The sequence below is a fragment of the Proteus sp. FZP2095 genome, from assembly GCF_023701425.1.
Classification (GTDB): Bacteria; Pseudomonadota; Gammaproteobacteria; order Enterobacterales; family Enterobacteriaceae; genus Proteus; species Proteus cibarius.
The window spans coordinates 29,832-55,171 of sequence record NZ_JAMQBJ010000004.1; the positions used below are offsets into that span (position 1 = coordinate 29,832).

General features: G+C 37.5%; 23 protein-coding genes. 9 read left to right on the plus strand and 14 right to left on the minus strand.

The genetic code is table 11. The features are described 5' to 3' along the window. Nucleotides 1-141 precede the first annotated feature (141 nt). Both def and NBG71_RS14910 read left to right on the plus strand, forming a co-directional pair. Nucleotides 142-660, plus strand: coding sequence for a peptide deformylase (def, locus tag NBG71_RS14905; protein WP_075673328.1), 519 nt, complete (start codon nt 142-144; stop codon nt 658-660). A gap of 171 nt (nt 661-831) precedes the next feature. Further along, entirely contained in the window at nt 832-1,290 is a 459-nt protein-coding gene (locus tag NBG71_RS14910; RefSeq protein WP_196576348.1) for a hypothetical protein, read from the plus strand. A gap of 54 nt (nt 1,291-1,344) precedes the next feature. On the opposite strand, the gene polA is transcribed toward NBG71_RS14910, so the two are convergent. The 4 genes from polA to NBG71_RS14930 all read right to left on the minus strand — a co-directional run bounded on the left by polA (nt 1,345) and on the right by NBG71_RS14930 (nt 6,705). Then, on the minus strand, nt 1,345-4,143 hold the full coding sequence (polA, locus tag NBG71_RS14915; protein ID WP_250916976.1) for a DNA polymerase I: 2,799 nt from the start codon (nt 4,141-4,143) through the stop codon (nt 1,345-1,347). Nucleotides 4,144-4,781: 638 nt separating this feature from the next. Continuing rightward, on the minus strand, nt 4,782-5,405 hold the full coding sequence (dsbA, locus tag NBG71_RS14920; RefSeq protein ID WP_075673330.1) for a thiol:disulfide interchange protein DsbA: 624 nt from the start codon (nt 5,403-5,405) through the stop codon (nt 4,782-4,784). A 20-nt stretch (nt 5,406-5,425) separates the two neighbouring features. Beyond that, complete coding sequence (locus tag NBG71_RS14925; protein ID WP_075673331.1) at nt 5,426-6,421, minus strand: serine/threonine protein kinase; 996 nt, start codon at nt 6,419-6,421, stop codon at nt 5,426-5,428. 14 nt (nt 6,422-6,435) lie between these two features. Beyond that, nucleotides 6,436-6,705, minus strand: coding sequence for a YihD family protein (locus NBG71_RS14930; RefSeq protein ID WP_075673332.1), 270 nt, complete (start codon nt 6,703-6,705; stop codon nt 6,436-6,438). 220 nt (nt 6,706-6,925) lie between these two features. Between NBG71_RS14930 and mobA the strand changes: the two genes are divergently transcribed. Both mobA and mobB read left to right on the plus strand, forming a co-directional pair. Further along, entirely contained in the window at nt 6,926-7,510 is a 585-nt protein-coding gene (gene mobA / locus NBG71_RS14935; protein ID WP_075673333.1) for a molybdenum cofactor guanylyltransferase MobA, read from the plus strand. An 11-nt stretch (nt 7,511-7,521) separates the two neighbouring features. Next, a complete protein-coding gene (mobB, locus tag NBG71_RS14940) occupies nt 7,522-8,040 on the plus strand; it encodes a molybdopterin-guanine dinucleotide biosynthesis protein MobB (RefSeq protein WP_075673334.1) in 519 nt (172 codons plus the stop codon). 59 nt (nt 8,041-8,099) lie between these two features. Here mobB and NBG71_RS14945 read toward each other — a convergent pair whose 3' ends face one another. After that, the gene (locus tag NBG71_RS14945; protein WP_250916977.1) at nt 8,100-9,758 is read right to left on the minus strand and encodes a glycoside hydrolase family 13 protein; all 1,659 of its coding nucleotides are present in this window, start codon (nt 9,756-9,758) and stop codon (nt 8,100-8,102) included. Between the two features lie 215 nt (nt 9,759-9,973). On the opposite strand from NBG71_RS14945, the gene NBG71_RS14950 reads away from it, so the two are divergent. Beyond that, on the plus strand, nt 9,974-10,954 hold the full coding sequence (locus NBG71_RS14950) for a LacI family DNA-binding transcriptional regulator (protein WP_156734286.1): 981 nt from the start codon (nt 9,974-9,976) through the stop codon (nt 10,952-10,954). Between the two features lie 231 nt (nt 10,955-11,185). Here NBG71_RS14950 and NBG71_RS14955 read toward each other — a convergent pair whose 3' ends face one another. From NBG71_RS14955 to NBG71_RS14970, 4 genes are all read right to left on the minus strand, one after another. Next, nucleotides 11,186-11,680 (minus strand): RidA family protein, encoded by a 495-nt coding sequence (locus NBG71_RS14955; protein ID WP_069369589.1) that lies wholly within the window; start codon nt 11,678-11,680, stop codon nt 11,186-11,188. Between the two features lie 45 nt (nt 11,681-11,725). Further along, nucleotides 11,726-13,147, minus strand: coding sequence for an NAD(P)/FAD-dependent oxidoreductase (locus NBG71_RS14960; RefSeq protein WP_075673337.1), 1,422 nt, complete (start codon nt 13,145-13,147; stop codon nt 11,726-11,728). Between the two features lie 612 nt (nt 13,148-13,759). Then, nucleotides 13,760-15,115, minus strand: coding sequence for a glutathione-disulfide reductase (gorA, locus tag NBG71_RS14965; protein WP_099075969.1), 1,356 nt, complete (start codon nt 15,113-15,115; stop codon nt 13,760-13,762). A gap of 144 nt (nt 15,116-15,259) precedes the next feature. After that, nucleotides 15,260-16,102: a 23S rRNA (adenine(2030)-N(6))-methyltransferase RlmJ gene (locus NBG71_RS14970; protein WP_191901642.1), complete on the minus strand. Its 843-nt coding sequence runs from the start codon at nt 16,100-16,102 to the stop codon at nt 15,260-15,262. Between the two features lie 180 nt (nt 16,103-16,282). On the opposite strand from NBG71_RS14970, the gene NBG71_RS14975 reads away from it, so the two are divergent. The 4 genes from NBG71_RS14975 (at nt 16,283) to NBG71_RS14990 (ending at nt 19,392) form a co-directional block, all read left to right on the plus strand. After that, on the plus strand, nt 16,283-16,672 hold the full coding sequence (locus NBG71_RS14975) for a DUF1090 domain-containing protein (protein ID WP_075673344.1): 390 nt from the start codon (nt 16,283-16,285) through the stop codon (nt 16,670-16,672). 330 nt (nt 16,673-17,002) lie between these two features. After that, a complete protein-coding gene (gene yhjD, locus NBG71_RS14980; RefSeq protein ID WP_075673345.1) occupies nt 17,003-18,022 on the plus strand; it encodes an inner membrane protein YhjD in 1,020 nt (339 codons plus the stop codon). Nucleotides 18,023-18,091: 69 nt separating this feature from the next. Further along, nucleotides 18,092-18,301: a 2-hydroxymuconate tautomerase family protein gene (locus tag NBG71_RS14985; RefSeq protein WP_075673346.1), complete on the plus strand. Its 210-nt coding sequence runs from the start codon at nt 18,092-18,094 to the stop codon at nt 18,299-18,301. An 80-nt stretch (nt 18,302-18,381) separates the two neighbouring features. After that, complete coding sequence (locus NBG71_RS14990; protein WP_075673347.1) at nt 18,382-19,392, plus strand: serine hydrolase domain-containing protein; 1,011 nt, start codon at nt 18,382-18,384, stop codon at nt 19,390-19,392. 142 nt (nt 19,393-19,534) lie between these two features. On the opposite strand, the gene NBG71_RS14995 is transcribed toward NBG71_RS14990, so the two are convergent. The 5 genes from NBG71_RS14995 to dppC all read right to left on the minus strand — a co-directional run bounded on the left by NBG71_RS14995 (nt 19,535) and on the right by dppC (nt 25,332). Then, nucleotides 19,535-21,013: an insulinase family protein gene (locus NBG71_RS14995; protein ID WP_235410057.1), complete on the minus strand. Its 1,479-nt coding sequence runs from the start codon at nt 21,011-21,013 to the stop codon at nt 19,535-19,537. A 186-nt stretch (nt 21,014-21,199) separates the two neighbouring features. Then, the gene (locus NBG71_RS15000) at nt 21,200-21,910 is read right to left on the minus strand and encodes a HAMP domain-containing protein (protein ID WP_223672670.1); all 711 of its coding nucleotides are present in this window, start codon (nt 21,908-21,910) and stop codon (nt 21,200-21,202) included. 529 nt (nt 21,911-22,439) lie between these two features. Continuing rightward, nucleotides 22,440-23,441, minus strand: coding sequence for a dipeptide ABC transporter ATP-binding subunit DppF (gene dppF / locus NBG71_RS15005; protein WP_156734292.1), 1,002 nt, complete (start codon nt 23,439-23,441; stop codon nt 22,440-22,442). After that, nucleotides 23,434-24,417, minus strand: a complete 984-nt coding sequence (gene dppD / locus NBG71_RS15010) for a dipeptide ABC transporter ATP-binding protein (protein WP_075671340.1) — start codon at nt 24,415-24,417, stop codon at nt 23,434-23,436. Before dppD ends, dppF begins: the two co-directional genes overlap by 8 nt. 12 nt (nt 24,418-24,429) lie before the next feature. Further along, entirely contained in the window at nt 24,430-25,332 is a 903-nt protein-coding gene (gene dppC / locus NBG71_RS15015; protein WP_075671338.1) for a dipeptide ABC transporter permease DppC, read from the minus strand. Between the last annotated feature and the right edge of the window lie 8 nt (nt 25,333-25,340).

The window sequence follows — 25,340 nt, forward strand, 5'->3', positions numbered from 1 at the left end:
TATGAGACTTTAATCACTTACGTGAATATGATTAAAAATAGAACAAATCACACAAAAGGTGCGGTTTATCCTTAATGATTTTGTGATACGCTTATCGCGAGACCGTAGTAAATATGTAATTAGCGATAAAATGAGGTATCCATGGCTGTATTAACGCTCCTGCGTTTTCCAGATGAGCGTCTGCGCAGAGTCGCAGTACCAGTGGAAAAAGTAGATGACGAAATACGCACATTAATCGATGACATGATTGAAACCATGTATGCAGAACGAGGTATTGGCTTAGCGGCACCTCAGGTTAATGTATCTAAACGCATTGTTGTAATTGATGTTTCTGAAAACCGAGATCAACCGATTGCACTTATCAATCCTGAAATTATCAGCACTGAAGATGAAGTGATGGATATGATGGATGGGTGTCTATCTATTCCAGATTCTTTTGCCCCAACAGAGCGTTACCGCTTCTTAAAGGTCAAGGCATTAGATAGAAATGGTGATGAAATTGAACTTGAAGCCTCTGATTTGTTTGCAGGCTGTATTCAACATGAGTTAGACCATCTTGATGGCAAACTCTTTATTGACCATTTATCTCCGTTAAAACGTCAACGTATTGAGAAAAAACAGAAGAAATTGAGCAAACTGATCGACTCACAAGTTGCTTAATTATTCACTTATCTCTTTTTCACATTTTGATAAGTTTTGACATAAAAAAGCTCGGTAATTAACCGAGCTTTTCTTTTTTTATATCCTAATACAGATAAATTCTCGCTGTTTTTCTCTCCATCCCTTATACAATAGATTTAAAATCTCACCAGTAAATCACTTGAGGAAAAAATGGAAAACAGTCGATTTAAGGATTTATGTGAACAACTCAAAGCCGCCGGTGCAACAAACCCAAAATCATGGGCAAATAGTGAATTACAAGAAAACATCCCACAATTTGCACGCTTCCTTGTGTTAAAAGGGTTCACCGATATCTATCGTGATGTTGAAGGAAATCTCAGTGAAATGGATATTTACTCTGATGAAGCACCCGAAGTATATCAAAAGCTAGCTTCCCAATTTGATGAGCAAGAACTGAAGGAATTACTGCATTTCTATGGTAAATCAATCATTGGAAAAGTAATTGATATGCTTGATCAAAGCTATCTTTATGACGTGAATGATAACGTGGGTTGGTCTTTGATGGAACTCGATAACAAAGGCACCACAACAGATAGGTTAATCCAAGGTTTGCATGAAGACTTTCTTGAATTTGAAGAGTCAGAACTTGCTCCAAACAGCAAAGCATAAACAAAAAAGGGCACAATCCTGTGCCCTTTTCTAGTTAAAAATAGTGTTTAAAAACTAGTGTGCTTCATCCCAATTATTACCGACACCCACTTCAACTTTTAACGGAATAGCTAATTCCATACTGCTTTCCATTAATTTGTGGATCATGATATTTGCGTTCTCTAAATAAGACTCTCGCACTTCAAATACCAATTCATCGTGCACTTGCATAATCATATGCACATCATCAGGGCATTCACTGCAAATCCAGTTATCAACAGCAATCATCGCTTTTTTGATGATATCAGCAGCAGTACCTTGCATTGGGGCATTGATTGCCTCACGCTCTGAAGCTTTACGACGAATAGCATTTTTTGAATTAATTTCTGGTAAATAGAGACGACGACCATCTAACGTTTCAACATAGCCTTGTTCAGAAGCTTGCTTACGTGTGCGTTCCATATAATCTAATACGCCAGGGTAACGCTCAAAATAGAGATCCATATAACGCTGAGCTTCTCTTCTCTCAACACCAATTTGTTGTGATAAGCCAAATGCACTCATGCCATAAATAAGACCAAAGTTGATCGCTTTCGCACTACGACGTTGTTCAGAGGTCACTTCCTCTAAAGGTATGCCGAATACTTCAGATGCAGTGGCACGGTGAATATCTTTACCTTGAGCAAAGGCATCTAACAAACCTTTATCTTGCGATAAATGCGCCATGATCCGTAATTCAATTTGTGAATAGTCGGCAGCGACAATTTTAAAACCTTCACGCGCAATAAATGCTTGGCGAATTCTACGTCCTTCTTCATTTCTCACTGGGATATTTTGAAGATTCGGATCGCGAGAAGATAAACGCCCCGTTGCCGTTACCGCTTGATGATATGAAGTATGTACACGCTTCGTCTTACTATTCACCATCAATGGCAATTTATCAGTATAGGTTGATTTTAGTTTCGCAAGACCACGATGCTCTAAAATTAAGCGAGGTAATTCATGACTGTGTGCTAATTCTTCCAATACTTCTTCATTGGTGGACGGTGCCCCTTTCGGGGTTTTCTTGATAACGGGTAATTGCAGCTTATCAAATAAAATTTCTTGTAACTGTTTAGGTGAAGAGAGATTAAACTCTTGTCCCGCTAACGCAAATGTCTCTTTTTCAATTTCAGCTAAACGTTGTGTAATCTCTTGAGATTGAACCGCTAGCACTTGAGCATCAATTAATACCCCTTTGCGTTCCATCCTAGAAAGCACAGGAACTAGTGGCATTTCGATATCGCGGTAAACATGTTTAAGAGGCTTAATGGCTTCTATTTGAGGATACAACGCTTGATGAAGTAATAAAGTGATATCCGCATCTTCAGCTGCATATAACGTCGCTTGCTCAACCTCAATTTGGTTAAAAGTCAGTTGGCCTTTACCTTTACCCGCTATCTCTTCAAATGTGGTGGTTTTATGGTTTAAATGTTTTTCAGCCAACGTATCCATATCATGTCGATTACCTACGCTATTTAATACGTAAGATTCCAACATCGTATCAAAATGAATACCGTTTAATGCGATACCTTCATTTTCCATAATGCCGCGGTCAAACTTCAAGTTCTGCCCAATTTTTAGAATATTTTTATCTTCTAAAATGGGTTTTAATGCCGTGAGCACATCATTAACCGGAAGCTGGTCTGGTGCATCTAAATACTCATGACGCAGTGGAATATAAGCGGCTTTACCCGGCTCAATAGCAAATGACAATCCTACTAAGCGAGCATCAATATTATTTAAGCTGTCGGTTTCTGTATCGAATGCAAATGCTGATGCCTTTTTGAGGAGTTCAACCCATCGCGCTAAGCTTTCGTGTGTTAAAACAGCTTCATAATTTTCCTGTGTAATAACAGGGAAATTAGCTGACACAGGTACTTCCTTGGATTTTACAACTTCGGAGGTGTAAGGCACTGCGATTTTGTGTGTACTACGTTGTGCTAACCAGCCACCATTCTGAAGATCACTTATCCAGCGTTTAAATTCATAACGCGTGAACATATCTAATAATTGATCTAAATTTGGCTCATTAACCACTAAATCATCAAATGTTTTATCGAGTTCAACATCTGTTTTAATCGTTGCCAGCTTATAAGAAAGTTTTGCTACTTTCTCATGTTCCGCCATTTTTGCGCCCAGTGTTTTAGCGCCACGGAAACTCAAGGTTGCGATATTATCAAGCTGTTGATAGATATCATCTAAACTACCAAGCCCTTGTAAAAGGCCTAATGCGGTTTTCTCACCCACCCCCGGAACACCAGGAATGTTATCTGATGAATCACCCATTAATGCGAGGAAATCAATAATCAGTTCAGGAGGAACGCCATATTTCTCTTTAACTTCATCGGGGCCTAAAATAACGTTGGTCATGGTGTTAATAAGCGTGATCTTTGGCGTCACTAATTGCGCCATATCTTTATCACCAGTACTTATTAGGACATCACGTCCATCAGCCGCTGCTTTTAGTGCCAATGTGCCAATAACGTCATCCGCTTCTACGCCTGAAATAGATAACAAGGGTAAACCCATTGCTTGCACCATCTCATGTAAAGGCGCTATCTGCTCACGTAAATCATCCGGCATTGGAGGACGATTAGATTTATACTCCTCATACAATTCATCACGGAATGTTTTACCTTTAGCGTCAAACACAACCGCAACATGGCTTGGTTTATACTGTATTATCAGGCTACGTAACATGTTCAACACACCATACATCGCACCAGTTGGCTCACCTTGGCTATTGGTTAGCGGTGGAAATGCATGATAGGCGCGATAAAGATATGAGGAGCCATCTACAAGGATAAAGGGGTTTTCTGCTATCTGGACCATAATCTGTTCATCATTGTTCTGAGGTTCGTTGATATGACTAGAATGCCACATCACAGCCCAATAGACGAATATTACCTGTTCTTAAATTCAGAAATTCGGCTTAAATACTCAATTATTTATTATTAGCCGAACTTAACAGAAAAATAAGTATGAATGATAAATTAATATTTATTAAAGTACTTTTTTATCAGAAACCACTCCCATTAATCTGATTCTAATTATAAATAAAGACTAAAAAGCAAACAGACCACTTTATTTATAAAGCATTTAAGATAGGGCCATTTACTCATCATTAATATTAAAGGTCATATTAGTGTCATCTTTTTCCTCTCAGACTTTATTTTTTTAACCAGTATCAAAACAACCTGTGGATAACTCTGTGAGTAGTTTTGTAACCCTCTCTATATTAATAAGTTAAGCTTCTTTTCAATTTATTAACATAATTAAAAAATCAATCACTTAGAGAATTCATTAAGATATTATAAATTAATCTTAGTATTTTTTATTAATGTGGATAGTTATATTATGACAAAAATATGAAAGTAAAAAAAATAGCACTCCTATTTCTTGAGTGCTATTTCTCATATAAAAATCTATATACTTTTACTTAGTCCATATAGGAAAAGATTAAGCCTATATTATTTTTTCAGCAATAATTGATTCACAATATCAGAATATGTTTTTGCATACTCTTCTGGTGATTTTGCACTGATACCATCATTTTTCATTTTATATTTACCGCCAATTATCATGGCAGGAACACCATTGATTTGAAAATCAGCGACAGCATTTTGTTGTTGGCTAACTAAAGAATTCACCACAAAGCTATTCATTGCAGCATCATAATCTTCGCCTTTAACGCCAGCGTTAATAAAGGCATTACGGATATCGTCAACAGAACGGATAGATTGAGTCTCTTGAATTCCTTTAAATAAAACTGGAGAAACTTGATCTTCAACACCCAATGCCATTGCAACAGCCCAAGAACGTGTTAAATCCTTACCTAAAGGCCCTAAGAAATCAACATGATAGCGGACAATGTTGGTGTTTTCAGGTGCATTCTTTTCAACAGTGCTATTAACTTTATACACTTCAGAGAATTGATAGCAGTGTGGGCAATAAAAAGAGAAAAACTCAACAACATCAGGCGCCGAAGCAACAGGTTTAGAAAGGTTAGTAAACTGTTTCCCTTCAGAAATATCAGCAGCAGAAACACTGAATGCCAATACCATACTTGCTAACGCCAGCCAAATCTTTTTCATTTCTCATCGTCTCCTAAGAATTAATACATTGGACCAAGCTGTAAAGGAGGCTCATTTAATTGCTCCACTTGTCCCTTGAATAAGGCTAATTGTTTAAACCAAAAATCTTGCTCTTTAAACCAAACAAAAGCGCGAGGGAAAGCAGGATCATTCCAGCGTTTTAATACCCATGCGAGGTAATGCACCATTCTCATCGCTCTTAGTGGTTCAATTAATGACAATTCACGTAAATCAAAATCTTGGTATTCATAATAAGACTCAAGGATCGTATCTAATTGTATAACCTGCTCTTGCCGTGAGCCATTTAATAGCATCCAAAAGTCTTGTACCGCAGGTCCCATTCGGGAATCATCAAAATCAACCATTACAACTTCATCACGCCACAATATATTACCGGGATGGCAATCACCATGTAGCCGTAATATTTGCCATGTAGAGTCCTCTATTCTAGGACGCACATCATAAATAAGTTTATCTATAACCTCTATAAATTGAGATTTGAGGTTATTAGGAATTAACGCACTACTTTCAAATTCCAATTTTGGTGCTATCAGATATTCTGCAATAGAAACTGTTGGTCGATACTCATAACTCTTTTTTCTGCCTATTTGATGAATGCGCCCTAATGTGCGTCCTACTTCTTCTAGCTGAAATAAATTATCAGTTTCATATGCTCTTCCCCCTATGCTGGGGAATATTGCAAAATAAAAGCCATCATCAGAAAAATGAACTGTCTCATTATTAATCATTAAAGGGGCAGCTACAGATACCTCAGCCTCCTTTAATGCTAAAGCAAATTCATGTTCTTCTTTTATTTGTTCATACGACCAACGTTGTGGACGATAAAATTTCACCACATAACGTTGTCGATGTTCATCCATAAATTGAAAAACACGATTTTCATAGCTATTTAATTCCGTTAACCCTGATTCAGGATAAAAACCGATTTTAACTAACGCATCCCAAATGTTATCAGGTGAAAGTCCCTGAAAATTAAATGAGGCAGACATTTCCATTTTCTATCCTGAATTTAATCTTTAATCACGCCACGAGCACGTAAAATGGCGGTTTTAAAATCTTCTTCGTAATCTTTTTTCAGTCCTGGTATCACATCTGTCGGCGCTGAACCGCGCATTTTCAGATGGTAAATCAAAATATCATCAGTCAGATCAGATAATTGACCTTTAAAACCCGCTTCATCAGCCAGTTTCTGCAATAATTGAACTAAGTTTAAATCAGAATTTTCTTCCCAAACTGGGTGCAGTAATTCCATAACTTCATTAAGACGGTGACATTTCATACAAAAAATCCTTATTATTAATTACAACAACAAAGTACCAATTATTATCCGATAGAAAAAGGAAACCTCTGTCAATATGCGTAAAGATTACGCTTTTTTGATAAAAATTGCTGTCGCTTTACATGAAATCTCATTAAGTCGATATTTTTTATTAGTATATCGTCTTTACTTGATAAAAATCGTTCGGAAATTTTAGCCAATTTATTCACAAATATTGAATATGAAAATGAAGAATATTACAGGTGGTATACTTGCGGGTGGCCAAGCAACACGAATGGGAGGTGCTGATAAAGGGCTTCAAATTCTACATGGACAGCCTTTATACCACCATATAGCCCAAAAACTAGCACCTCAAGTTGATAGCATACTGATTAGTGCTAACCGAAATTTAGAACAATATCGCCAAAGCCAATATCCCGTTATTACCGATGAAATAGAGGGATTTTCAGGGCCTTTAGCTGGCATGCTTACGTTATTAAAGCAAGCCTCAACACCTTGGGTTGCCTTTGTACCCTGTGATGTCCCCTACTTTCCTCTTAATTTAGTTGAAAAACTCTATAAACAAAGAGGAGAAGCATTAGCCGTTTATGTTGATGATGGTGAAAGAGAGCATCCTACCTTAGCACTGTTAAATCGTCGTATTATTCCTATGCTAGAAGCTTATTTAGCACAAGGTGATCGAAAATTAATGTTGTTTATGAAGCAGATAAATGCGCACCCGGTTTTATTTGCAGATCAAGCAAATGCTTTTATTAATTTAAATACCCCTGACGATATTGAAAAAGCCAACAAATTAGAAAAATAGGAATGAAAAATATGGCACAAGTAGATTTACCCCTTTTAGGGATCACTGCATGGAGTGGAACGGGTAAAACGACACTCCTAAAACAACTTATTCCACAATTACGCAAAAGAGAAATTCGTGTAGGTATGATCAAACACACTCATCATGATATGGATGTGGATAAACCCGGAAAAGACAGCTACGAACTTAGAAAAGCAGGAGCAGACCAAACATTAGTCGCAAGCCAACAACGTTGGGCATTAATGACAGAAACTCCAGAAATCCCAGAATTAGATTTGTATTACCTCGCATCTCGCTTTGATGCGAGTAAGCTGGATTTAATCTTAGTGGAAGGATTTAAAGGCGAAACTATTCCTAAAATTGCCCTTTATCGCCATATCAACAACCGTGATTTTAATGATTTACTTGATGAGCACGTTATTGCCGTCGCCAGTGATTGCGATTTAAGCGTCAATTTTCCATTACTCGATATCAACGCACCTGAGGCTATTGCAGAATTTATTGCAGATTGGCTGAAGCGGATGAAATAAAAATCTCAAATAATAAAGCGCCCTATAAAGGCGCTTTATTTTCAATTAAATAGAGGAAATTAAGCAAATATAATTGCTTGATAAGGCTGAAGAATAAAATGGCCTTGTCCATCTTCCACTATTGGACTGTTATGCAAATAAATATTTTTAGCGTTAATGGTTAGTGTTTTTTCTTCACCACTAAAATTACAGTAAATATTGACTGAGTTGCCTTCATAAGTACGCTTAAAAGCAATCACATTTTCTGGTGAATCTAATGGTAAAAACTCACCGTAAATCAGAATATCACTGATCTCTGAATGTCGTCTTAATGCAATTAATTGTTGGTAATAAGCGAAAAGAGAGTGCTTATCGTTCGTTTCTTGTTGCGCATTAATATCGACATAGTTAGGGTTAACTTTTAACCAAGGTTTACCTGTACTAAAACCACCATTTATTTCACTATTCCATTGGAAAGGTGTTCTTGAGTTATCACGACTACGGCTATTAAAGTATTCTATAATTTGCTTATCGCTATAACCTAATTTCTTGCCCCATTCATGCAATTTAACCACATGTAAATCATCATGTTCCTCTAATGTCATAGGGCAATTTGTCATGCCGATTTCTTGCCCTTGATAAATAAAAGGCGTCCCTCGTTGAGTTAATAAAAATGTCGCTAACATTTTGGCACTAATAGGATTAATGCCTCCTGTAGGAAGAAATTTATTTAATGAACGAGGTTGATCGTGATTTTCTAAATAAGGTGCCCCCCAACCTACTCGTTGAGTATCTAATTGGCTTTTAATAAATACAGGTTTTAATCTTTCACCTGTGATTGGATTTATGGTAAATGGTTTCTCATTACGAATGTCTAAGTCAGCAATACTAAAATCGAATACCATAGAGAAATAACCATTCTCACCAACATAAGCACGTAAATCTTTTTCAGGCACGTCAATTTCAGCAACTGTCATACTATTTGCTGGCTTAAAAGTGTTCTCAGCTAATTCAGTTAAGAACTTATCAATGCCAGGTTGATTTAAAACCCAAGGTACTAAAGATGCAGAACCATCATCTTTATCGGGTTCAAATTGATATTCAGATAAGGCTTCAGGGGATTTTTTTAAATTACCAATCGCATCAATACGAAATCCAGCAATACCTTTTTTGATCCAGGCATTAATCATATTGATAATATCTTTACGTAATTGTGGATTTTCCCAATTTAAGTCCGGCTGTTCAGGGCCAAATGAATTGAAATACCAACGATTTGTTTTTCCAACACGACTCCAAACAGAGCAGTCAAAATAAGTACGTAAATTATTAGGAGGAGTCGGCTTATCCCATTGTTTAAATATATAGTAATCGGCATATGGGCTATTTGGATCTTCAATTGCGGCTTTAAACCATGGATGCTCATCAGAAGAGTGATTTAATACTAAATCTAATAGAATTTTAATATCACGTTTTTTAGCTTCGCTAATTAGCTTATCTAACGCGTTATTATCCCCAAAGATAGGATCGACAACAGAATAATCAGCAATATCATAACCATTGTCTTTCATTGGCGATTTAAAAATGGGGCATAACCAAATAACATTTGTACCGAGTGACTGAATATAATCTAATTTCTCTGTGATCCCTGCTAAATCCCCAACACCATCCCCGTTACTATCATAATAACTCTTAGGATAAATTTGATAGACCACCGCTTCTTTCCACCAAGAATTAGACATATTCACCCCACTAAGGTAATTAGTATTTATGGAACTGTTCCATAATTAATATAAGTTACTATAGACACTAAAATTGCGAATAAGGCCATTAACCTACAAAAATGTGAAATAGCTCATACTAAAAAAACACAATTACCTCATTAAATATGGCTTTGTATAAATCAGATTAAGATATATTAAGCATTCAACTAATAAAAAGGAGCACAGCATATTCAATGGCCGGGATCCGTGATGTCGCAAAAAAAGCCAATGTCGCAGCAAGCACTGTTTCTAGAGCATTAAATAACAGTGGTTATGTATCTCAAGCTGCACGAGAAAAAATAAAGAAAGCGGTAGAGGAATTAGATTATATTCCTGATACTTGGCTAAGAAATTTATATCAACAGAAAAGTGCCGTTGTTGGTGTCATTATTAATAGCCTTGAATACCCTTATTTTGCGACAGTGACACGTTTTATTGAAAATAAGCTCGCTGAAAATGGCTATAGCATGATGTTATGTGCAACACAAAATAGCAAAGTACGCGAACGTATATTTTTTGATATGCTCAAACGTGGTCAGATCGACGGTATTATTGCAGAATATCTATTATTGGATGATAGAGAATATCAACATATTAAAAAGCCTGTGGTAACACTAGATCGTCATCTTCGTGATATTCCATTGGTTTGCTCTGATCACCATACTGGCGGTCGATTAGCTGCAGAACACCTTATTCAAAAGAGTTGCAAAAAAATCCTCTATATTGAAGATAACTCAAGTTATTTATCATCAACACCTTCATATCAAAGCTGTTTAGCTTTTAAAGAAACGCTTATTCAGGCAGGTATTAAACCTATTCCATGCAAAGTAAATTGGAAGGAAGAAGAGAAAGATTATTTTCACTCTTTTGCCACAAAAATACTTTCTTTGTATTCAGATATTGATGCCATTTTTGCCGCTGATATTCCAGCAATGGCATTATTTAATGAAGCAACAAGACGAAATATTGCCATTCCAGAACAATTAAAAATTGTTGCTTACGATGGAAGCCCTTGGTTAAATCAGACACTGCGCCAATTAACTTGTATTGAACAGCCCTTTGAAAAACTGGCTGAAAAAAGTGTAGAAGTGATTAGTGCATTAATTGAGAATAAAGAAATAGCAGATAACGTCTCTGTTATTCCAGTGAAGTTTATTCAAGGTGAAAGTAGCTAAGACATAATTTATAAATATTTACGTATTTCAATTAATTATAGATCTGGTGGTAATAGTGGTAAATCGTTATAGGGTGTTTTAGAAACCCAACTCATATGTTTATAAAACTCATTTATATAGACATATAGCTATAACATGTCTATACCATAAAAAAACGCCAAAGAAAGTTGCCCCTCTTTGGCGTTTTATTCGATTATGTTTTACTTCAAAATTGAGTAAAAGCTATCGTTCTTATTTTGCAGGACGGACAGCGATGACTTCAATTTCTACACGCCATGCTGGATTTGCCAGTTTAGCGATTTGGAACGTTGAACGAGCTGGCAGTTGTTCAGTTTTCGAAGCATCAAAGTACTTAGAATAACCGTCCATAAAGCCTTTAAAGTCCATCTCACCTTTAGTTTCTTCACCACCGACTAAGAAGACTTGCATTTTAACAACGTCTTTCATGTCTAAGCCAAGTTCATTCAGATGAGTTTTGATTTGCTCTAATACACTGATAGTTTGTTCTTCAGTGTTACCATAAGAAGCTAATACACCTTCTGGCGCATCTGCTGATTTCTTAGCGGGTACTTTGCCACTTAAGAAAACAAGGTTGTTACCTGCACTAACTTCAACAGACTCCGAAATAGGCATACCGTTTAATTTATGGTGCACAACACCCTCCGCATTCGCACTTGCTACACCAAAAATAAAAGGTAGGGCAACAAGTAAACTTTTATAGCGCATGAAAACTCCTTAACATGTTTAATTTACAGTAAAACAAGGGGTTACTTATTTCTTAAAACGATCCATACTAAATGGCGTTGGATCAATAACTGGTTTTTTGCCCGTTACGATATCAGCAGTCACTTCACCTGCTGCTGGGCCTTCGGTCATACCCCATACTGTCGCGGTATTGATAACCAGACCAGGGTATTCTTTGACCTCAGAAATAATTGGTAATTCATCAAATGTTGGGCTAACAACAGCTCCCCAACGTTCAACGACTTGTGATTTTTCAAATACTGGGAATTCCGCTTTCATTCTTTGGAATACAGCATCTAAGTGCTCAGTATTTTGTGTTGCTGTTGCTGTACGATATTGTTCAAACGGTGTTTTTTCATCTAATTTCCAAGATGTTGCCATCTTGAATGAATTAAATAAGTCTTCACCGATAGAGAATTCTAATGGCAGCTCACCACCACCTAACAGATGCATGAACTTAGGCCCTAACAAGAAGCTATCTTTCACGATAGAACTTGTGAAAATACGTGGTGCGACAGCATAAGTACCATCGGCTTGTTCACGGAAGTGAATACCATTTGGTAAATGCACATTGCCACGAGGTGCGCCCGGAACACCTGATACACGTTGCTGTGATAAGTAAACATTCAGCGTTGGAATATCAATGCCCATGTTACCCATAAATAAACGTGACCAAATACCCCCCGCAAGAACAACGTGAGATGTTCTAATTGCGCCTTTTTCTGTTACAACATCAGAAATTTTACCACCCGCAGTTTCGATGCCTCTTACAGCGCAGTTGGTGTAGATTTTTACGCCAATTTGTTTAGCGTAACGAGCTAATGCAGGTGTTCCTGTTTCTGGATCAACAGAACCTGAGTCTTCTTCAAAAGCAGCAACAGTCCATGGTGTTTGGGCACCAACAAGACGGTTTGATAACTCTTCACCTTTAATAATGCGAGTATTTAATGGTGTATCAAATCCAGCCGTTTCTTTAGCTGTTTTGATCCATGCTTGAGCTTTATCAAACGCTTTTTCATCAGCAAGGGCTTCTACACGACCTTGTGTGCGATAACTGGTATCGGCACCAATTTTCTCGTTCATTCCACGCCATAAGATTTTCCCGTAATGGTGTAATGGGAAAATTTCTGGTGATGTCTGATAACTAATAATTTGGCTGTATGCTCGGCCCGATTGTTCACCGCCAATCTCGCCTTTTTCTAAAATAGTGACACTCATGCCACGTTCTGCAAGGTTGATAGCGGTCATGATACCTTGGATACCAGCACCGATAATCACTGCATCAGACTCTTTAGGCAGAGCACCCTCTGTGCCTTCGACAAATGATACTCTAGATTTAGTTTCAACGAATTTGCCATCACGGCGAACCATTGGAACTAACGCAGCGCCACCAGCTAAAACACCCGCAGCACCAACACCTAAAAGCAGCTTTCTCCTTGAAATTTTCATCTTCTACCTCAGTAATGGATTTACCATTTATATTTATAATGTTATTAATTTGTATCTTTAAAAGTGGATATTATCATAGTTCATTACATTGTTAATAATTATAATTATTTGTTAACCATTTACCTCAACAACAATATCCATAGATACAATATGGTCAATTTAATCGATTTTTCTCATAAAAAAACATCATTTAAAGACATTCCTTCCCTGAATGAGTCTAGGTTACCCTATGATAAATAAAGATATAATTACCCACCTTAACATTATTAATAAAAAATATAATTGTTTATTTAATTAACATTTAGATACAAATCAGTATGTAAACCTGTCAATATTTGTTTACAAAACAAGCAAAACCCATCGCACAAATGCATAAAATAAAAAGAGGATATCGATTAGGTAATAACCTTTTTTTTACAAGTCGATAATTTTACTTAATCACTGGTTTATTGGTTAGTTAGTAGACGAATATGCTTTTTTGGGAAAATAGGTAGAAAAGAGGATGTTTGAGTCCGAAACAAAACGGGGCTAAGTACAATTTTTCAATAAAAAAGCCAGAGAGTTAACTCTGGCTTTTCATGTAATTATAAAAGTAAGCTGTATAAATATAGCTTATCTCATCGTAACAAATTCTTCTGCTGCAGTTGGGTGGATTGCCACAGTATCATCAAAGTCTTTTTTCGTTGCGCCCATTTTCAGTGCAACAGCAAAGCCTTGTAACATTTCATCCATACCAAAACCAATACCATGAATACCAACAATTTTTTCGTCTGCACCAACACAAACCAACTTCATACGACATGGTTGACGATGACGAGTCACTGCACTATACATCGCTGTGAAAGACGATTTGTATACTTTGACCTGATCAGCACCGTATTGCTCAACCGCTTGGGGCTCTGTTAAACCAACAGTACCAATAGCAGGATGGCTAAATACAACGGTCGGAATATTTGAATAGTCTAAGTGTTCGTTAGGTTTGTTATTAAATAAACGCTCTGATAAACGACGCCCGGCGGCAACAGCAACGGGTGTTAATTCAACCGCTCCTGTGTTATCGCCAACCGCATAAATACCTTTTACATTGGTATTTTGGAATTTATCAACTTTGATATAACCTTTTTCATTTAACTCGACGCCCGTTACTGCCAGATTCAGGTTATCTGTTGCAGGCTCACGTCCAATTGCCCAGATTAAAGTATCAACAGTCTGCTCTGTACCGTTTTCTAGTTGTAGCGTTAAACTTCCATCTGCATTTTTAATCACAGCTTTAGGAATAGCATGTGTATGTAACTTAGGCCCTTCGGTTTCCATCACTTCTAACAGTGTTTCAACGATTAATGGGTCGAAATTACGCAGTGGTGCATGTTTACGCACAAATAGATGTGTTTCGCTACCTAAAGCATTTAATACACCAGCAAGTTCAACAGCGATATAACCAGCACCAACAACAGCAACGCGTTTTGGTAAGGCTTTTAATTCAAAGAAACCATCAGAATTAATACCATACTCAGCGCCCGGAATATTAGGTTGAACAGGACGGCCGCCTGTTGCAATCAGAATATTATCAGCCGTGATCTTCTCACCGTTGACTTCAATAGTATTGGCATCAACAAAACGAGCAAACCCTTGGATAACATCAACTTTGTTATTGCCTAAAACACGGTCATAAGATTGATGAATACGGTCAATATAAGCAGAACGGCTACTGATGAGTGTATCCCAATCAAAACGGTTCACTGTGGTATCAAAACCATAATCAGGACCGTATTGATGAATAGCTTCGGCAATTTGGGCTGCATGCCACATCACTTTTTTAGGTACACAACCCACGTTTACACAAGTGCCACCTAATGCTTTCGCTTCAATTAATGCACATTTTTGGCCATACATTGCCGCTCTATTAATTGAAGCGATACCGCCACTACCGCCACCGATGGCGATATAATCGTAATGTTTGCTCGTCATTTCTCTGATCCATTTATCTGTAGAAAAATAGGTAACTCACAGGCTAAGTCTTTCATATCATGATGTCTATTATGACAAAATTTAAAACATAGCACGTTAGATTTTAACTTTTACAGTAATAGGCAAAAACAATAATAAAGATGCTTATTCTGGTACAACCCACTCAACTAATGTATGTCCAATCCCCTCAGGAACTAAGGTTTTATGTAACCAAGGGAGTATTGATTTCATTTGTGATTCTAATTTCCAAGGTGGATTAATCACAATCATCCCTGATGCCGTCATTCCCAATTGATCACTATCAGGTTTTACTGCTAATTCGATTTGTAAAATCTTACGGATCCCTGTTGCTTCAAGCTCTTTTAACATACGTTTGATTTGCTGACGATGAACAACAGGATACCAAATCGCATAAGTTCCCGTCGCGAAGCGCTTATGGCCTTCAACAACACCTTTAACAACGGCAGAATAGTCTTGTTTAAGCTCATAAGGTGGATCAATTAATGCAAATCCACGACGACTTGGAGGAGGTAACTTAGATTTTAATTGACCAAAACCATCTTCACGAGAAACTCTAGCTCGCTCATCACGAGAGAATTCAGTACGTAATAAAGGAAAATCTGTTGGATGTAATTCTGTTAGTACTAAAGAATCTTGTTCTCTTAGTAATTTTCCCGCTAATAGAGGAGATCCAGGATAATAACGCAGTTCTCCACTTGCGTTTAATTCTCCGACCGCTTCAAGGTAAGGCAAAATAAGCTCAGGCACCTCTTCTTGTTGCCATAAGCGCGCAATCCCTTCTAAATATTCGCCAGTGCGAGTCGCATGAGCATTGGTTAATTGATAACGTCCAGCGCCAGCATGAGTATCAAGATAAAGAAAAGGTTTCTCTTTCTCTTTTAAAGACTCAATGATGAGTGTTTGAACAATATGTTTTAAAACATCGGCGTGGTTGCCAGCATGGAAACTATGGCGATAGCTCAGCATTCTTTATCTTCCGTTAGAAATAAGTATAGCTTAGTAATTAATTTACTCTGAAATCGTGATTAAACTCAGTGTATCAGAAAAAGCCGAACTTCTTCATTGAAAGCGAAAGAAACGTTGTGTCTTAGTATTCAACCGTTATGATAAGTCCATATTTCACTTTAGTTTAAATAGGATAATAAGATGAAAAAATTACTTTTTACTGCCATAACCCTAAGTTTACTCGCAAGTAATGCTTATGCTGATAGATCAATCAATGGCTGCGAAATAAAAAAACAAAATATCCAAAAACAGATGGAATATGCGAAAGCACATGGTAATCAATACCGTATCCAAGGTTTAGAGCGAGCATTGCAAAATGTTGAACGCTATTGCACACCAGAAAAAGTGGTTGAAAACACACGCCTTGAATTACGTGAAAAACAACTCGATGTCAAAGAGCGTGAACTTGAATTAAAAGAAGCGCAACTTAAAGGTGATGCAGATAAAATTGCTAAACAAGAAAGAAAACTGGCTGAAGAAAAAGCAGAATTAAAAGCCATTGAAGATGAATTAAATCTACTGACAAAGTAGTCATTATCAGTAATTAATGCCTACTCCTTATTTGACTGTGAAATACAGAATAAAATAATAAGTGAGTAGCCATTCTCTTATTAAACTAAACTTAATTTCAGAATTGCTGTATTGGTTTTTTATCCTTTATTAAGTACAAGATTATCTACGCCTTTTGATAGAGCATCATCTACACTTAAGCCAGAACAAACAAATACATCTCCTAAATCAGTGGCTAATTACAATAAGCATAAGGTGTGTAATAGAAATTAAGCTATGATATTTTTGAGTGAAAACTATAGTAGTGACACTCAATTATTAAAAATGGACAGATCTAATTAAAGAGGATATATGTCAGAAGAGCAGCAACCCCAAACAGAAAATGAAAAAACTCAACTGACTCAGCCGCTCAAAAAAGGGCTGGAAAAAGGGCTCCATGGCGGAAAAAAAGCCATTGGTGTTGGGATTAAAATCAGTAATTTTATTACTAACATTCCTTTTATTGCACATCTAATTCGCACCGCCGAACGTTTTACTGACAGAATGGGAAATCAGTTTGGTGCCGCCATTACCTACTTTTCATTTTTATCATTAATCCCTGTATTAATGCTTTCCTTTGCTTGTGCGGGTTTCGTTTTAGCTTCAAACCCAGATTTACTCGCTAAATTAATTACAGGTGTTGCAAATAGCATTGATGACCCAACGCTTGCATCCACTGTTCAACAGAGTATTGATACCGCAGTTCGCCAGCGTACAACTGTTGGTTTAACTGGTTTAGCGATTGCACTTTATTCTGGTGTCAATTGGGTGGGTAATTTACGCCAAGCAATTTTGGCGCAATCACGCCCCGTTTGGGAAAGAAATAAAGAAGAGCAAGAAAAAATCTATTTCCGCTATTTTCGTGACTTTTTAGCGCTAATTGGCTTACTTTTTGCGTTAATTGTCACTATTACACTAACTTCTGTGGCAGGTTCAGCCCAAAGAATGATTGTTCATACACTAGGGTTAGATGGTATTGAATGGCTAACACCAGCATGGACAACAATCGGCTTAACTATTTCCATTACCGCAAACTATTTACTCTTTTTATGGATTTTGTGGATCTTGCCTCGTCATCAGCCCAAACGGATTTCACTTATTAAAGGTACTCTTATCGCTGCGATCGGTTTTGAAATTTTGAAATCGGTAATGACATGGATGCTACCAAGAATAGCCAGTTCACCTTCAGGCGCTGCATTTGGTTCAGTGATAGGTTTAATGGCTTTCTTCTACTTTTTTGCCCGATTAACGCTCTTTTGTGCCGCATGGATAGCCACTGATGGCCCAAATATGCGTAAAGAACAGCTGGCTGAAACGCAATCAACATCTTAACTTTATGATAAAACTATATGGTTAATTCCCTGCATTAACCACCTATAAATAACGTAATAAGGAAAAACAATGCCATACGTTAATATTAAAATTACACGCGAAGGTGCAACCGCTGAGCAAAAAGAGCAACTTATTGTGGGAGCAACACAACTTTTGGTTGATGTATTAGGTAAAAACCCAGCAACTACCGTTGTAGTAATTGATGAAGTTGAAACAGACAACTGGGGAATAGGCGGTAAAACAGTAACAGAATTACGAGCAGCAACAAAAAATAAATAATGAATTTCTGCAATATAAATAAAGGGTGCCAAGTACACCCTTTTTGCTGATTTATTTTCCTGACAGATAAGGAAGTAACTATGGTTCAATCAATAACTGATGCTTTTCATGCCTTACCTTCAGCAAGTGCTATCTATATTACAGGCGCAGGCATCCAATACCCTTTTGGTATGGCACACGGATTTGCCGACGAAAGTACCCAGAAAAAATTAACTGTAGATACGCCTTTTCGAATCGCTAGTAATACAAAAACCTTTCTCGCTGCCGCTTTTTTACGTTTATGGGAACAAAATGCTCTGTCTCTTGATGATGACATAACGAAGTATTTAAGTGCTAATTATCAACAGACATTATTAGAGCTAGGCTATGATCTTAAGACCATTACACTACGCCATTTATTAAGCCATAGCAGTGGTTTATTCGATCATGCAAATGAAGCTTATCTTGAAGATGTAATTAAAGATCCCTCTCATAAATGGACACGAGAAGAGCAAATTACACGCTATACTCAACAAGTTTTTCCCATTATCCCTGCGGGGAAACGCTTCATTTATTCAGATACAGGATATATTTTGCTAGGTGATATTCTTTCTCAGTTTATGAGAAAAGATATGGCTACTGCCGTTCGTGAACTATTGCATTTTCAAGGCTTAGATTTGCCACAAACGTGGTGGGAAGGTTTAGAACCACAACCCAAGCATCCCAAAGCGCGTGCCAGACAATTTATAGGCGAACATGAAGGAACTCATATTGATGCTTCAATGGATGCTTTTGGTGGTGGCGGACTTGTGATGACAACCCTTGAATTAGCTAAATTTACAGCTGATCTCTTCGAAGATAGAGTTTACTTGCATCCATCAACCTTAAAAGAGATGAAATGGCAAGGCTCACACTCTGGGGCTGCAAATTATCGTTTAGGTTTAATGGCTGAAGAAACTAGTCTAGGTACGCTTTACTATCACCTTGGTTACTGGGGCTCAGCAGCGTATTACTTACCTGAAAAACAGATTGCTATTGCAGGTTTTACAACCCAACGAAATAACCGTGACGATTTGATAGCTATTATTAAAGAAGCTTTTAAACGTCTTTAAGATCAAACAAATAAAAAGCCAAAAATGTATCAATAACACTTTTGGCTTTTTAGTTACTTTATGGCTGATATATTTTCAATATCAGCCTATCTTTTGCTCTATTACGATTTCTTCGTTGGTGTTGTTTCTACCGCTGGAGTTGTTACCGCTGGGTTTCAACTGCTTTACTGGGTGTAGTCGTTGTGACAGGAACAGATGTATTTGCCGTTTCTGGATGAACTTGCTTTTCAAATTGAATGCGCAATTCACCTAGATTTACAGTTGGCGTTTCACCACTTTGCGTTAGCACAAATGCAATATCTTCAGATAAAACTCTTGAAAGTTCCTGATTTAACGTCTCTTTTGTTAAGCCCGCTAAAAATGCTTGGCGTAGGCGCTGATATTGTTCAGGTGGAATATCAATAATATTGCTTTGTTGCGATAACAGGCGCTGATTAATTAAAATAGCCGTACTGGTTTTTGCATAACGCGCAAATAATTGAGTTAATTGAAGTTGTTTCTCTTGTTGCAACTCTTGGTACAACTCATCGCTGATACCTTGGTTACGCAAGCGACCCAATTCTTCTCCTACCCATGATGCTAATGCAGGAATGTGTGCTGTAGCAGTATCAAGATTTAAAGAACAACTTGCACGCTGATATTGTACTCGGCAATCAATGTTAATTTGAGTGCTGTCATTTTCTTTACGTTGTTCAAGGCTACGACCTAAATGTACGAAAATCACTTCACGAGCTAAATCACTTAACCAATATTTATTTAACGTATCAGAATCTTTTACTGGCGACCAATTTAAATCCCAAATTAAAGCAATTTGGTCTTTTGCACGCATAGGCTCTTGTACATATAACGTTTCAGGTTTCATATCAGCAAGAACAGGGACTGGAACTGGCGTTACACGCTTTCCTGATAGAGATGAAAAAGCCTGATTAATACTTTCAGTTAATACTCGATTATCAACATTACCTGCAACATAAAGCGTCATCATATCTGGGGTGTACCAACGCTGTTGGTAATCCGACAACTCTTTAGTATTTACTGATTGATTAACGGGTTTGCCCGGATTGTGGCCTTTTAAATTAGAGCCTTCAAGACGTGAGCGCCAGATAGGAGCTTCAATATTAACAGGAAATGTTGCAATCGGAAGTGGTGATTGAACTGCGTTACGAACCGCATTTTCTGTGTATTGTGCAGGTTTAGCAATACCTGCTAATAATGCAAAAGCATCCTTTAACAACTCAGGCTGGTTGTTCGGTAAACTTAGATTATAAACAGTAAAATCATATGAAACGATCATTGGAGGTAACGGATAGTCAGGATCTAGCGCATTTTTCCATAGATTATCGCGTTTCTCTGGCGTTAAACCTGTATTTTCCAAAACATTGAGTTTGGACACTAAGGATGAAAAACCCGTTTCACTGCTTTTTTCTGATAAAGACCCCGTATTAACTAATAAACGGATCTGTATTCTATCATTTGGGCGTTGCGGTGTTTGTAATATTTGCCACTGAAAGCCATTTGCTAGTCGCCCTTCTTGCCAAGCCGGATCAGGCTGTAAAGCCTCTGCTTGAACTTGGCAAACAACAGCGCCGAACATAACGCTTCCCAATAAAATTCGTGTCATTACACCCTGCATGTGAACCTCTGTTGTATTAATCCTTGGTATTAAACCACTTATGAGGTTTAACAATAAGTGCCAAAAGACATGTTAGATGTTGGATGTCTATTTTTTGTTTTATCATTCTTTATCACCACAAAAACATGAAATGAAATCACTATAGTGATTAGACTCATTATGGCGTAAGAAGGTTCAGACCTTCGGCAATTTTTGATCAGATTTTTGATGATTATATCCTTTAACCAGCAAACCAATCTCATCATCACAATGTGATTTTGGGCAAGATAACGCTGAAACTTGGCTATCTTTATTAAGGGTGACGGCGATTTGGCGTAAAGGTTTTACAACAATACGATTAATACACCAACTAATAGCAACCGTCAGAATAAGCCCCATCAACAGATATGTTGTTAGCATCAATGCGACAGTATTACTGGCAAAACGATAAAAACGGTTTGTGTCAGCCTGTAAAATGAGATGACCACTATAGGATTTATCATCTGTTGAAGTAATACCTAATGGTTGTAAAGGAACAACAGCTTCAACGGGAATACCAAAAAGCCAACTTGAAAATTCAGAGACTTCTTTTTTAGGTGCAAAATCTAAATTCATTACTTGCACATTCTTGGGTTGCATGACAATCGCTTTACCCAAAATCCCCGTCGCTTTTAGTGCAACTATCTGTTGTTTAGCATCGTTCAAATCTGACCGTAACAATGCATCAGCGAGTGGTTGCTGGATACTTACACCGGCATTAAAAAGCTGATTTTGATAATCTTCACGGCGTTGATCTATCAAATAAACAAGTTGAATACTGATAAAAATAGCAATAGTCACCAACGTAACGCCCGCAACAGCGGCCATCTGTTTTATTGTTAATGAATGTTTAAGATGAGGTTTCATCATTGCTATTTCCAATATACATGTCTGATCAGAGTGATTATACTGTATTTTTATGATTATGTATCACTCTCAATAAAGAAAACAACGTTATAAAAAGCGTCCATCCATTAAAATGAAAGTAAATAAATATATAATTATTATTATTTGAGTATAGCTATAAGATAAAAATAGTAAAATAAAAATAAAATATTACTCTCTCTTTGTTATTTACAACAAATCTACTTTATATTAATGAAAAGATACAATTCACTAAAAAACACCAGAGCATATAAAATTAAACACTATTAAATCCTTAACCCCAAGTTAAAACACAATGCTAAGCGTTGTATATTTCTTAATGGAAAATATTATTTTTCATTAATATCATTGAAGTGTATATTTTAAAAAATTCACATAAATATAATATTTGATATCTATAAAATCATTATTAGATTATTTAGTTAAGATTAATTAAATATTATTAATGAAAAAAATAAGAACAATATAAATCAATATATTGTTCTTATTTAATGAGATGCGTTTATTTTATTTAAACTATTGCGTTATCTTGCTCCACAGCAAAACAAGCAATAAGCTGACCGTTATACTCTTTTAATGTTGGCTGTAATTGACTACATGATCCAAATGCACGACGACAACGAGCGGCGAAAGCACAACCCGGTGGCGGATTTAATGGGCTTGGCAATTCTCCCGTTAATTTAATACGCTCTCGCCTTAATTCAGGTGTCAATCTCGGTGTTGCTGATAATAATGCCTGCGTATAAGGATGTTGTGGATTTTCAAAAATTTGCGCTTTTGTTCCTTTTTCTACACAACGCCCTAAGTACATTACAATAACTTCATCTGCAATATGCTCGACAACCGAAAGATCATGGGAAATAAACACATAAGAGAGCCCCATATCTTGTTGCAGATCCATCATTAAATTCAGCACTTGGGCACGAACAGATACATCCAGTGCAGAAACAGGTTCATCTGCTACTACAATATCTGGATCAAGCATCAAACCACGCGCAATAGCAATCCGCTGACGTTGACCACCAGAAAACATATGTGGGTATCTGCTATAGTGTTCTGTTTTTAATCCAACTTTAGCCATCATTGATAATACTTTTTCTTTACGCTCAGAGGCATTCAGTGTTGTATTAATTAATAAAGGCTCTTCTAAAATTTGCCCCACTTTTTTACGCGGGTTCAATGATCCATAAGGATTTTGAAACACAATTTGGATCTTCTGGCGGCGTAACTTCTCAGCCGATTTATCTTTAATTAACAGATTTTGACCACGATAAGAAAGCTCTCCAGAAGTAGGGATCTCAATCATTGTTAATAATCGGCCTAATGTGGATTTGCCACATCCCGATTCACCAACAACGGCTAAGGTTTTACCGCGCTCTAATTCAAAAGAGACACCATCAAGGGCTTTAACTGTTCTCTCTTTTGAAAAAAGCCCACCTTTTACGCTGTAATATTTCGCCAAATTAACCGCTTTTAACAAGGGAGTTGATACAGTTGGATTAACTTCAGCCATGGGTAGGTCTCCCTGCATTATCTAACGGTGTATGACATTTCACACGGTGCATTCCTAATTCTTTTAATTCAGGCTCAGCCTTATAGCATTCATCATGAGCATATGGGCAACGTGGATTGAGTAAACAGCCTGTTGGTCTATCATAACGTCCCGGTACAACGCCCGGTAGTGATGCTAATCGCGCTTTATTGCTCGCAAATTCAGGAAGTGCTCTTAATAATGCTTGAGTGTAAGGATGGCGAGGAGCTTTAAAAATTTCTGATGCTTTTCCAGATTCCACTACTTGCCCCGCGTACATCACAATAATAGTGTCTGCAGCTTCTGCTACTAATGCGAGATCATGAGTGATCAACACTAGTGCCATATTTTCTTGTTTTTGTAAGTCGAGCAAAAGCTCTATGATTTGTGCCTGAATAGTGACATCCAGCGCAGTGGTTGGTTCATCAGCAATCAATAATTTAGGGCGACAAGCGATCGCCATTGCGATCATAACACGCTGACTCATTCCCCCTGAAAGCTGGTGTGGATAAACATCTAAGCGAGAAGCTGGATCAGGAATTCCAACTAGCGTTAAAAGGTCGATAGCACGTTGTTTGCGTGTTTTACGACTTCCCCCCTGATGAACTTTTAACGCTTCCATAATTTGATAGCCAACCGTAAAGCAAGGATTCAAGCTTGTCATTGGATCTTGGAAAATCATCGCAACATCGGCACCGACCAAATTACGTCGCTCTGATTCAGAGATCTTCATAAGATCTCTACCATCAAAATAGAGCTCTTGTGCGCTCACTCGCCCCGGAAAATCAATAAGCCCCATAATCGCCAACGAGCTAACAGATTTACCCGAACCTGATTCCCCGACAATACCGACTACTTGCCCTTCTTCAACCTGATAACTAATTCGGTCTACCGCTTTAAACGGAGTATCTTCATCACCAAAGTGAACAGATAGTTGATTAATATTTAGTAGTGCCATGTTCTTACTCCGTTACTGCTTTAATTTCGGATCAAGCGCATCTCGTAAACCATCACCCATTAAGTTAAAGGCTAATACGGTAAACAAAATCGCTAGACCAGGAAACGTCACAACCCACCATGCACTTTGTGTAAACTGCAACACATCAGATAACATGGTCCCCCATTCAGGTGTTGGTGGTTGTGCGCCCATGCCTAAAAAGCCCAATGCCGCCATATCTAAGATTGCATTAGAAAAACCTAAAGAGGCTTGAACAATTAAAGGCGCAAGGCAGTTAGGTAAGATATTGATAAACATCTGACGCATTGAACCCGCACCCGCAACACGAGAGGCAATCACATAATCGCGGTTAACTTCAATTAAAACAGCGGCACGAGTCAGTCGAACATAGTGCGGTAAGGCAACAAAAGTTAATGCGATAGAAGCATTAACAATAGAGGGACCAAAAATGGCGACCAATACTAGTGCCAATAATAAACTAGGTAGTGCCAGCATGATATCAACAACACGCATTATGCCGATATCCACAAGACCACCAAAATAACCTGCTGCTAACCCTAGAATAATTCCTAAAATAAGTGACAGTACGACAACAATACAGCCCACCAATAATGAAAGGCGAGCACCAAACATTAGGCGCGAAAGAATATCGCGGCCAACATCATCTGTACCTAAAATAAATTGCCAGCTTCCGCCTTCTTGCCAAACAGGAGGTGCCAATAAGAAATCACGAAATTGCTCATTAGGGGCATGAGGTGCAAGAAAACCTGCAAGTGATGCAATAAGCAACATAATTACAATATAGATTAACCCAACAACGGCACCTTTATTTTGTTTAAAATAATGCCAGAATTCTTGGAAGGGCGTCATGGGAGCCGGTGCACTGATGACCGGTGTTACTTTATTTTCAGTCATTTATGCAT

Excerpts from the sequence above, each read along its gene's own strand:
- def (WP_075673328.1), top strand. The coding sequence starts at position 142 with ATGGCTGTATTAACGCTCCTGCGTTTTCCAGATGAGCGTCTGCGCAGA.
- NBG71_RS14910 (WP_196576348.1), top strand. The coding sequence starts at position 832 with ATGGAAAACAGTCGATTTAAGGATTTATGTGAACAACTCAAAGCCGCC.
- polA (WP_250916976.1), bottom strand. The coding sequence starts at position 4,143 with ATGGTCCAGATAGCAGAAAACCCCTTTATCCTTGTAGATGGCTCCTCA.
- dsbA (WP_075673330.1), bottom strand. The coding sequence starts at position 5,405 with ATGAAAAAGATTTGGCTGGCGTTAGCAAGTATGGTATTGGCATTCAGT.
- NBG71_RS14925 (WP_075673331.1), bottom strand. The coding sequence starts at position 6,421 with ATGGAAATGTCTGCCTCATTTAATTTTCAGGGACTTTCACCTGATAAC.
- NBG71_RS14930 (WP_075673332.1), bottom strand. The coding sequence starts at position 6,705 with ATGAAATGTCACCGTCTTAATGAAGTTATGGAATTACTGCACCCAGTT.
- mobA (WP_075673333.1), top strand. The coding sequence starts at position 6,926 with ATGAAAATGAAGAATATTACAGGTGGTATACTTGCGGGTGGCCAAGCA.
- mobB (WP_075673334.1), top strand. The coding sequence starts at position 7,522 with ATGGCACAAGTAGATTTACCCCTTTTAGGGATCACTGCATGGAGTGGA.
- NBG71_RS14945 (WP_250916977.1), bottom strand. The coding sequence starts at position 9,758 with ATGTCTAATTCTTGGTGGAAAGAAGCGGTGGTCTATCAAATTTATCCT.
- NBG71_RS14950 (WP_156734286.1), top strand. The coding sequence starts at position 9,974 with ATGGCCGGGATCCGTGATGTCGCAAAAAAAGCCAATGTCGCAGCAAGC.
- NBG71_RS14955 (WP_069369589.1), bottom strand. The coding sequence starts at position 11,680 with ATGCGCTATAAAAGTTTACTTGTTGCCCTACCTTTTATTTTTGGTGTA.
- NBG71_RS14960 (WP_075673337.1), bottom strand. The coding sequence starts at position 13,147 with ATGAAAATTTCAAGGAGAAAGCTGCTTTTAGGTGTTGGTGCTGCGGGT.
- gorA (WP_099075969.1), bottom strand. The coding sequence starts at position 15,115 with ATGACGAGCAAACATTACGATTATATCGCCATCGGTGGCGGTAGTGGC.
- NBG71_RS14970 (WP_191901642.1), bottom strand. The coding sequence starts at position 16,102 with ATGCTGAGCTATCGCCATAGTTTCCATGCTGGCAACCACGCCGATGTT.
- NBG71_RS14975 (WP_075673344.1), top strand. The coding sequence starts at position 16,283 with ATGAAAAAATTACTTTTTACTGCCATAACCCTAAGTTTACTCGCAAGT.
- yhjD (WP_075673345.1), top strand. The coding sequence starts at position 17,003 with ATGTCAGAAGAGCAGCAACCCCAAACAGAAAATGAAAAAACTCAACTG.
- NBG71_RS14985 (WP_075673346.1), top strand. The coding sequence starts at position 18,092 with ATGCCATACGTTAATATTAAAATTACACGCGAAGGTGCAACCGCTGAG.
- NBG71_RS14990 (WP_075673347.1), top strand. The coding sequence starts at position 18,382 with ATGGTTCAATCAATAACTGATGCTTTTCATGCCTTACCTTCAGCAAGT.
- NBG71_RS14995 (WP_235410057.1), bottom strand. The coding sequence starts at position 21,013 with ATGACACGAATTTTATTGGGAAGCGTTATGTTCGGCGCTGTTGTTTGC.
- NBG71_RS15000 (WP_223672670.1), bottom strand. The coding sequence starts at position 21,910 with ATGAAACCTCATCTTAAACATTCATTAACAATAAAACAGATGGCCGCT.
- dppF (WP_156734292.1), bottom strand. The coding sequence starts at position 23,441 with ATGGCTGAAGTTAATCCAACTGTATCAACTCCCTTGTTAAAAGCGGTT.
- dppD (WP_075671340.1), bottom strand. The coding sequence starts at position 24,417 with ATGGCACTACTAAATATTAATCAACTATCTGTTCACTTTGGTGATGAA.
- dppC (WP_075671338.1), bottom strand. The coding sequence starts at position 25,332 with ATGACTGAAAATAAAGTAACACCGGTCATCAGTGCACCGGCTCCCATG.